A 9,041-nucleotide genomic window follows, 5' to 3' on the forward strand; every position below is an offset into this window, starting at 1 on the left:
AAGGACTCCCGAAAGCGGCGAAGAAGGAGACCAGGAAAACGGTAGAGAACACTGCTTAACTATAGAGGCCCCACGGGGGCATGTGTCAGGTGATTACCATCACTGTACACATAAACCCTAATTAACGAAAATTAATATAAGGGATTGAAAAATGGAAAATGAGATTATTTTTTCTGTTAGCTTAACCACGATATTAACATCAGCACTGGTTGCTTTTTTGGCAATAGTATCTGCAGCAGTCATCAGACCGTCAATTCATGTCCTGCGCGACATAGTGTTATGGAAAGTTATTGACAAACACATCTCTACCGAAAAAATATTAGCGCAAGCTGAGAAACATGAAAGATACAAAATCCGGCTATCATACCAATTTAAATATCGACCTTACGTAGCCAGAGAACCTTTCGACTCAGAACCAGAAATGGAAATAGCCGGCCAACCAGTAGATTTACATGATGCAATAGCACATGAAAAAATAAGGCAACACCTAACCACCACAATTTCTAAAGTGGGTGCTGACCTCGATAACAGGGAAAGAAGAATTAACACTTTACTCAAGCACTTTGGCCTCGACAACTTTAAGAATCCGATCACACACCACATGAATACTGCCAAGGAACTTTATCTTGAATCTCCCCCGGACTATATAGACACAGAAAAATTATTTAACGAAGAAGATATAAAATTAGCTATAGAGCGCGTTCTTTAACAAGGTGTCTTTTAACAGCCAACTAGCTTTTCCATCAGCTTATTTACAGCTCGGCTCACCAACCAATGCTAGATTAACCCAACAACCAAGTAGCGCACCAACAGAGCAGTACTTCACGGTCCGCCGGGCCAGGATAGAGCCACGTATCGTGGCTATCATCGTCGAGGATCAGGGGCATTCTGTCGTGCAACTCGGCAGCGATGCCCGCGCGAGCTCATTAAAAGTGATGCGTGATATTTTCGATTTTCGAATCAGGTATTGCCACAACACGATCCCGGCCAGTACTATAAACAAATACGTAATCACCCAATCGCCCGAGCACCCACATGTAGCATTCATCACAGCCAGCAACTTTTAAATAGCGGACCGGATGACTAGAATAACCAGCATCTTAAATAATATTCCTTGCGGCCCAGTTGGAAAAGGGAACGGTAAATATTAAAGAACCCATAACTATAGAGAGATATAAATAACCTACACGAGAACTTTCAAAGATAGAAGATATACCCAGAGGCCGCACTAACAAACCTGAGACATCTCTCAACAAGGCGACTGAAAAAACAACTGCAGCATACCATACATACTCAGTGGACACAGGGATATAAAGCGAACACAGCAACAGAAAAACAAATAAACCTATGAGTGCAGAAATGCCTGGCACCAAACTCTTAACATCCATATCAAAGTATCTTTTAAAGTCCGGGAGGTACTGCACAAAAAACCACCACAGAAACATCATAACAATAAAATTAAGAAGATAGTCACCAGAAGAGAACACAATATCACTGATTGCTATATATTGAAACACATCCACACCGAAATGCCTCCAATAAAATAGCTGATAGAAAAGCGAGATTACTTGCAACCAGATGAAAGAAAATGTCAAAAACTCAAAAAAAGACTTTTTATTCATTCTTATCCTTTACAAACTTTATCCTTGTCGTAACGGCCATAGCATTGATCGGCTCCGCCACTTTCCCCAAGTCTTTGACCGTTAGCCAAACCACAGCTGAAGCTACTCGGATGGGCTTCATGGAAAACCTACCGAAACATGGTGATCCTGGTCCCAGCGAGATGTTGTCCACGGCAGCCGCCCTTCTTCAACTATTTCAACTTCTTCAACACCTAGCCTCTGGGCAAACTTGGGATAGGTACTGGAGAAAGCCAAATGGCCATACATTTAATTTACTCTTCTCTTAACAAAAACCTTTTATCCACGAAACGCTTGCCTCCCCAATATGTATCGATGAATTGAGGCTCACTTACTGGATTGAACCAAACAACATTAGCAATATAGCCTACACATTTTGAGGCTTCTTTGAAGGCTTCTCGAGCAGCATCATCTCGTGAAGCAACGAAAGCAGAAGCGATAATCGCTGAATGAACCAAGTGACAATCTTTTAAAGCAACTTGCTTCACACAATCAACCAATTGGCTTTCATCTACATCTTGCGCTACATTATTCTCGTCATTAATACGGACAACTTTTCTACTCGCCACCATAGTCGCCAACCACTTCCTAGCAAAACGTGATGCGTGTTTTGCCCACTCCTGACTAAGAACGGGGCAAAATGCAACAACACCTTTATTCTTGCGAACTGACTCTAACAAGTTTCGACAATTACTTGAAACCGGATGATCAGTTTCGCCAGAAGATCTCGCCACATCGGCATCTATAACCACTTTATCACTTACTTTTTTCATAAAACACCTGCTCAACAGCATTCAAATAGTTCTCATCGGCCATCAAGCTAATGTCATCAAAATCTTCCGGCCAGTCACCAAAAGCACCGCACTCATCCAGTACAGAAGCGGAAACCTCTGCTTGCCCATTAAGCACATTTTGCTGAAACCAATTAAGAGATACTAGACCAGGCTCTAATTCGCCCTTGGCGACGGTTGTTTGAATGCCCCTTATCAAAATAGAGCTATGTGTTTCAATCACAACCAACACTCCTCTTCGAACAGCATCTGCTATAATTTCAGCCATAGCGTACTGAGCTTTAGGATGAAGATGTAATTCGGGCTGCTCAATAAAAACCAACTGGCCTTTTGATGCGACGAGCAGGGCGACTAATACAGGCAATGTTTGAGAAACACCAAAACCAACATCAGCAATATTTACATTATCATCAGAATTTTTACACTGTGAGAATCTTGAGACCCTTAATTCAATTCGCGTGTCGTTAATTTTTGAAGAACCGATATTGCTAGCCAAGCCTAGGCTAATCAGTCCACCTATGAGCTTTTTATATTTCGCCTGATATCTAGGAGAATTACTTTCACTCCAATGGGAAATAATCCCTGCCACATATTTTTCAAAGGATCCTGGAAAAATATTTTCTGCAAAAGCAACACGATAAGTCCTTTCAGGGTTCCCTCGCAAGCCAGGCACATGAATCAATCGCGTCACTAAACTCTCCAAGTCCACACTTGGATCAATGCCAGCAGAAAAGCCAGACGATACACCCTCTGTTTTAAGACGAATATTAAGAAAGCACTTTTTCCTCTCTACCATCCAGCGCAACGATGGCTTTTTCTTTTCAAAATACTTCTTGAATTGAAATATATCAGAATTAGGTATTTGGCTTTCTATCTCCTCTTCTTTCATCCCCTTTCTTATAAACAAACCATTAGGATAGTCTTCATCATCGTATACTTTTGTACTCTCTATACGAAACCCTCCACCTGAATAATATTTATAATTAAGCTCAACCGAATCATTTTCTTCACCATAATAAAGTGAAAACCCCTCGTACAATTCATCTGGAACTTTCGATAATAACTGAGAAGAGTCAGTAAACTTTACGTTCTCCCCTTCAAGAGTTAAAACTTTAGCATCATAATGGTTTTCGATGGTTTGCTTAAGAATCAAGAATGGCTGCATGAAGCTTGACTTTCCCGAACTGTTCGCGCCAGCTAAAACTGTAAGCCCATTAAAATGCAGCGCTCGTTTATCATAAATAGACTTATAGCCTTTAACTGCAAGATACATCCCTATCCCCTTCTCAATAATTAGTAATGAGCAGATTGCGTAAACACAAAAAGATTACGAAACCCTCCCAATCCTTATCTCACACCGCCCAAGGATCTCCACCTCGCGCATCTCCTCCGGCTTGATCATCTCGGGCTTGTAGTGCTCGTTATCACTGATCAGGTACAGCGCCCCGCCGGCCAGGCGCTGCACGCGCTTGATGCGCCGCTCGCCGCTCACCGACAGCAGGAAGACTCCCTCACGGCGCGGATCGCGGTTGGCCAAGTCCACCAGTACCCAGTCGCCATCATCGAGGGTGCCCAGCATCGAGTCGCCGCACACCTTCACCCCTGCCACGTTCGCCGGCGAGATCCCCAGCGCCGCCAGCTGCGCCTCGGGGAAGTAGAGCTGCCCCTCGATCCGCTCGCCCTCTAGCGATCTGCCAGCACCGGCAGCTCCCTCCACATCGTAAAGGCTGATCTTGGCCATACCGGGCGAGGGGCTTGCCTCAACGGCAATAGGGGCGCCATCCACTACTTGGGCTGCTGCAGTTGCAGTGCTGTTGATTCTGCCGGACAAAACGTAGGAGATATCCACCCCCATTGTTTCAAGACGAGCGAGTAATTCCACCGGGCATTTTTGCCGGCCGGACAGCACATCCTTCAACCGCTGAGAGCTAGATTCGCCGGCCTGACGAGCAGCCGCGGCTATTGACAGATCCAGCCGCTTAAGCTCCTCACGCAGCCGATAGGGTATTTCTTCCACCGATACGCTTGACATGGTGTATATATTCCACCAACCTGTTTATGCAGTCTTAGACAACCTTTAGGAAGCCTACCCCATGCAACCTGCTGAGACCATGAACACCGCTGTCGCTGCCCGCTCACCTCGCGGTTGCAGCAGCCCGGTCATGACCCAGGTCACCGATACCGAGCGCGCCAAGCTGGAGGACATCGCCCAGCTCGAGATGCGCTCGCTCTCGTCAACTACCCGAATGCTGATTCTGATGGGAATCGAGAAATACGAGGCCGACACCGAGCTGGCCGGCCAATCCTGATCCCTTTCTTCTACCTGCTGCATAAGGACTCCGACATGTACCAGGACGCCAAAAGAGTTCGTACCAAGGCCACCGTCTACCTCGACCAGTACGAGAGCGACGTGATCACCGCGCTGGCCAATTACCTGGGCGTACCCAAAGCCGAGGTGATGCGCCAGATGCTGATGAAGGAAGCGCGGGACGTGCTGGGCATCGACCCTGCCGGCCTCAACCCTAGCGTCGCTGAACAGGCGAGCTAAGCGCACCCCTACATCCACCGTGCATCCGAGGTAGCCATGCCGGAACAACCCATGGAGCTCGACCAGCAGGCCAAGGCAGTCCTCGACGCCGTATGCGAACAGCAGGGCCTGGACACCCGCGAGCAGGCGGCCGAGTGGCTGCTGCGCCGGCGGATTCGCCGCGGCGCCCAGGGCCTCACTGGCCGGGGGCGCGCACTCTACGAGGTCAACAGGAGGCCCACCCAGTCGTGACTGCGCCACACCAGATCCGGCTCTCGTGCCCCCACTGCGGGCAGTACATGAAGATTCGTGCGTCGCGCGGCGTCACGCCGCTGTACCGCGAGGCCTACGTCTACTGCACCAACGAGGCGTGCGGCTTCCGCGGAAAGCTCGGCCTGGAAATGCTCCAGACGCTTTCGCCCAGCGCCACCCCTAACCCCGAGGTAAAGCTGCCGCTGGCTCCGTCGTTGCTGAACCAGCTGCTCCACGAAGCGAACTGAAGGATCGCCGCCATGAACAACATCGCCCCAATCAATGCCGCACACGCCCCGCAGCTCGATACCCACAACCTGGCCATCGCCGAGCTGTGGCGCCACCGCTGGGAGAACCGGGTCACCGCGCTGGCCAACTGCATCGAGCATCTGGTCACCGTGCATGACATGAGCGAGCCGGCCGCCGAGCTGGCCGCCATCCAGGCCTATGCCGATCTCGAGAGCGAGAACAAGGTCGCCAGCATCGACACCGATGCCAGCACCTCGCATGTGGTGGTAATGCGCACCGAAGGCGGGCGGCCGGTGATGTTCACCGTCAGCGACCTGATGCGCTTCCTCGAGCAAGCCCGCCGCGAAGACCGCGCGGTGGTCGTCGATCGCCACACACGGCGCCCGGTCGTCATCGAGCACTAAGCCCCACCTTTTCCACGTCTTGATATAGGAGGCTCAGCGTGAATCCATCGCTGCGCCAGGACATCCTCGCGCGCTTGATGCGCGACTACGAGGCTCAGGAGCGAGGCCCGTACCTGCGCAGGGTGCGGTGCCCCGACTGTGGCATGCGTGAGGCGTACATCTCAGCCGAGGCGCCGTGGATGCTGAAATGTGGCCGCGAGAACAACTGCGGTAGCCAGATCCACGTCAAGAGCCTGTTCCCGGAGTTGTTCGAGTCGTGGACCGAGCGCTATGCCCCGAAGCCGGGGGAGAAGGCAGCGAGCCAGACCCCGGTGGCCGATGGCTACCTGCGCGATGGCCGCGGCTTCGAACTCGAACGCATCCAGGGCTGGTACACCCAGGAGAGCTACTGGCGCCAGGACGTGGGCGGCACCACCACCGTGCGCTTTGCGCTGCCCGGCGGCGCCTACTGGGAGCGCCTGCTCGACAAGCCCGAGCGCTTCGGCAAGCAGAAGGCTAACTTCGTCGGCCGCTACAAGGGCCAGTGGTGGTGTCCGCCTGTACTCATGCCCGACGACCTGGTCGCCGCCGAGGAGGTGTGGATCGTCGAGGGCATCTTCGATGCCATTGCGCTCTATCACCATGGCATCGCGGCCGTGTCCGCCATGAGTTGCGGTAACTACCCAGAAGCCGCCCTCGAGCAGCTGGCCGATGCCGCCCACCAGGCCGGCACCACCCGCCCCGCGCTGGTGTGGGCGCTGGATAGCAACCGTGCCGGGCAGAACGGCATCGAGAAGCACGTAAAGCGTGCCCGCGCCGAGGGCTGGGACTGCCAGGCCGCGCAGGTACCGGGCGGCGGCAAATACGACTGGAACGACTGCCATCAGCGCGGCGAGCTGACCGAGAAGCACCTCGACACCTATCGCTATTACGGCGACCTGCTGCTGGCTCCCACGGCCATGGCCAAGGCGCTGATAATATTCAAACGCCGCGAGCGCCGCGAGTGCTGGTTCGAGTTCAAACGGCAGCTGTGGTGGTGGAAGCTCGACGTCGATGCTTTCGACCGTGCGCTTCGCGCAGAGGGGGAGGACGGCGCCGACCAGCAGCAGCTCGACCCGGCCCTGCGCGATGCCGCCCTGGAGCAAGCCGGCAACGTCAAACGCATCTGCACATGCTACCCCACGGCACTCTACTACCAGGCCAACACCGTCACCGACGAGAGCTGGTACTACTACCGCATCGAGTTTCCCGACGGCCGCGCGCCGGTCAAGAACACCTTCAGCGGTGGCCAATTGGCCAGTGCCAGCGAGTACAAGAAGCGCCTGCTGGGCGTAGCGCCCGGCGCGGTCTGGACCGGTACCAGCCAGCAGCTCGACTCCCTGCTGCAGGACCAGATCGGCAATATCAAAACCGTCGAGACCATCGACTTTATCGGCTACTCCCGCGACCACGGCGCCTATGTGTTCGGCGACCTGGCGGTGGCCGGCGGCAAACTGGTCAAGATCAACAGCGAGGACTACTTCGAGCTCGGCCCGCGCAAGCAGCTCAAGACGCTGAGCCAGTCCGTCGCGCTGCACATCAACGCCGAGCGGCACGACTACCGCACCGACTGGACCACCCAGCTGCTCGGCGCCTTCGGTACCAAGGGCGTGATCGCACTGGGCTACTGGATGGGCAGCCTGCTGGCCGAGCAGATCCGCGCCGAGATGGGCAGCTTCCCCTTCCTGGAGATCGTCGGCGAGGCCGGTGCCGGCAAGTCGACCCTGATCGAGTTCCTCTGGAAGCTGGTCGGCCGCCGCGACTACGAGGGCTTCGACCCCAGCAAGGCCACCATGCCGGCCCGGGCGCGCAACTTCGCCCAGGTGAGCAACCTGCCGGTGGTGCTGATCGAGTCCGACCGCGAGCAGGAAGGCGGCGCCAAGCAAAAGCAGTTCGACTGGGACGAACTCAAGACCGCCTTCAACGGCCGCAGCATCCGCGCCCGCGGCGTGAAGAACGGCGGCAACGACACCTACGAGCCGCCCTTCCGCGGCAGCATCGTGATCAGCCAGAACGCCGCTGTACAGGCCGGCGAGGCGATCCAGACCCGCATCTGCCACCTGATGTTCACCCGCGAGGGCCAGAACGGTCAGACGAAGGAACTGGCCGAGGCGCTGGAGAAAGCCGAGCTCGAGCACGTCAGCCAGTTCGCCCTGGAGGTGGCTACCCGCGAGGCGGCACTGCTCGAGCGCATCACCAGCCGCGGGCGCGAGTACGCCAACCAGCTCGCCAGCGACCCCGATATCAAGGTTTTGCGCATCGCCAAGTGCCACGGCCAACTCGCCGCCCTGGTGGAGTGCCTGGGCCCCGAGGGGCTGGGCCTGTTCAACGCCCAAACCATCGACATGGCGATCGGCCATGTGTGGCAGATGGCCAGCGATCGCCAGATGGCCATCAACGCCGACCACCCCATGGTCGCTGAGTTCTGGGAGGCCTACGACTACCTCGAGGGACTCAACCAGGAACCGCTGCTCAACCACTACGGCAAGCACACCGAGCAGATCGCCATCAACCTCAAGGACTTCGAGCGCCGCTGCGCCGACTACCGCCTGCGCGTGCCCGAAATGCGCGAGCTGAAGCGCTACCTGCGCAGCAGCAAGAGCCGCAAGTTCATCGACGCCAACCGCACCGTCCGCAGCCAGATCCGCCTGAACAACGCCAGCGTGAAGTGCTGGGTGTTCCAGGCCTGAGCCAGTGACCGAGAGACAGGAGGCCACCATGCCACAGCGCACCTACTCACTCGACCAGGCCGCGGCCCTGCTCAACCAGGGCCGCAACACCCTGGCCCGCCGGATGCGCGAGGCCGGCGTGCTCGGCGCCGACAACCTGCCGGCAACCAGGTATCGCGGCAACACCCGCCTCATGGTGGTGGCCACCGGCACCTACTGGCACCCGATCTGCGGCTGGACCCACTACGGCCGCACCGAATTCACCGACGCCGGGCTCGACCACATCGCGGCCAAGCTCGGCCTGGAACTGGCGCCCCTGCCGCCCGCCGCGGCACGCCCCGCCCAATCCCAACCGCATCACGCAAGGAGCTGACAATGGCATGTCAACGCCAGTGAAGGTTGTCCGCTTTTCATCAATCCAGATTGTCCGGTTTCTGTCAGTGCTCTTTCATCGGAACAGATTCAGGCTCGTGTGAGGTTTCGTCCTCCTT

Annotated in this window: 12 protein-coding genes; 8 read left to right on the forward strand and 4 right to left on the reverse strand. The window is 54.9% G+C overall.

Annotated features, from left to right (window positions below; translation table 11 throughout):
* Nucleotides 1-151: 151 nt before the first annotated feature.
* Entirely contained in the window at nt 152-709 is a 558-nt protein-coding gene (locus IEI94_RS05280; RefSeq protein ID WP_191166277.1) for a hypothetical protein, read from the forward strand.
* Nucleotides 710-1,100: 391 nt separating this feature from the next.
* Here the strand turns inward: IEI94_RS05280 and IEI94_RS05285 are convergent, their stop codons facing one another.
* The 4 genes from IEI94_RS05285 to IEI94_RS22520 form a co-directional block, all read right to left on the reverse strand.
* Nucleotides 1,101-1,622, reverse strand: coding sequence for a hypothetical protein (locus IEI94_RS05285; RefSeq protein WP_191166280.1), 522 nt, complete (start codon nt 1,620-1,622; stop codon nt 1,101-1,103).
* A 272-nt stretch (nt 1,623-1,894) separates the two neighbouring features.
* Nucleotides 1,895-2,413: a hypothetical protein gene (locus IEI94_RS05290; protein ID WP_191166282.1), complete on the reverse strand. Its 519-nt coding sequence runs from the start codon at nt 2,411-2,413 to the stop codon at nt 1,895-1,897.
* A complete protein-coding gene (locus IEI94_RS05295; RefSeq protein WP_191166284.1) occupies nt 2,397-3,704 on the reverse strand; it encodes an AAA family ATPase in 1,308 nt (435 codons plus the stop codon). Before IEI94_RS05295 ends, IEI94_RS05290 begins: the two co-directional genes overlap by 17 nt.
* A 54-nt stretch (nt 3,705-3,758) precedes the next feature.
* A complete protein-coding gene (locus IEI94_RS22520) occupies nt 3,759-4,217 on the reverse strand; it encodes a S24 family peptidase (protein WP_318153362.1) in 459 nt (152 codons plus the stop codon).
* Nucleotides 4,218-4,524: 307 nt separating this feature from the next.
* Between IEI94_RS22520 and IEI94_RS05305 the strand changes: the two genes are divergently transcribed.
* From IEI94_RS05305 to IEI94_RS05335, 7 genes are read left to right on the forward strand one after another with little or no spacing between them, the layout of a single operon-like run.
* The gene (locus tag IEI94_RS05305; protein ID WP_191166289.1) at nt 4,525-4,740 is read left to right on the forward strand and encodes a hypothetical protein; all 216 of its coding nucleotides are present in this window, start codon (nt 4,525-4,527) and stop codon (nt 4,738-4,740) included.
* Nucleotides 4,741-4,775: 35 nt separating this feature from the next.
* On the forward strand, nt 4,776-4,979 hold the full coding sequence (locus IEI94_RS05310; RefSeq protein ID WP_191166291.1) for a hypothetical protein: 204 nt from the start codon (nt 4,776-4,778) through the stop codon (nt 4,977-4,979).
* A 36-nt stretch (nt 4,980-5,015) separates the two neighbouring features.
* The gene (locus IEI94_RS05315; protein WP_191166292.1) at nt 5,016-5,210 is read left to right on the forward strand and encodes a hypothetical protein; all 195 of its coding nucleotides are present in this window, start codon (nt 5,016-5,018) and stop codon (nt 5,208-5,210) included.
* Entirely contained in the window at nt 5,207-5,458 is a 252-nt protein-coding gene (locus tag IEI94_RS05320; protein WP_318153363.1) for an ogr/Delta-like zinc finger family protein, read from the forward strand. The genes IEI94_RS05315 and IEI94_RS05320 overlap by 4 nt, the downstream gene beginning before the upstream one ends.
* A 12-nt stretch (nt 5,459-5,470) precedes the next feature.
* A complete protein-coding gene (locus tag IEI94_RS05325) occupies nt 5,471-5,863 on the forward strand; it encodes a hypothetical protein (protein WP_191166293.1) in 393 nt (130 codons plus the stop codon).
* Nucleotides 5,864-5,901: 38 nt separating this feature from the next.
* Nucleotides 5,902-8,571, forward strand: coding sequence for a toprim domain-containing protein (locus IEI94_RS05330; RefSeq protein WP_191166294.1), 2,670 nt, complete (start codon nt 5,902-5,904; stop codon nt 8,569-8,571).
* 28 nt (nt 8,572-8,599) lie between these two features.
* Nucleotides 8,600-8,923, forward strand: coding sequence for a phage antirepressor KilAC domain-containing protein (locus tag IEI94_RS05335; RefSeq protein WP_191166295.1), 324 nt, complete (start codon nt 8,600-8,602; stop codon nt 8,921-8,923).
* Nucleotides 8,924-9,041 lie beyond the last annotated feature (118 nt).

Origin of the sequence: Halomonas sp. ML-15 (assembly GCF_014779595.1) — a bacterium.
Classification (GTDB): domain Bacteria; phylum Pseudomonadota; class Gammaproteobacteria; order Pseudomonadales; family Halomonadaceae; genus Franzmannia.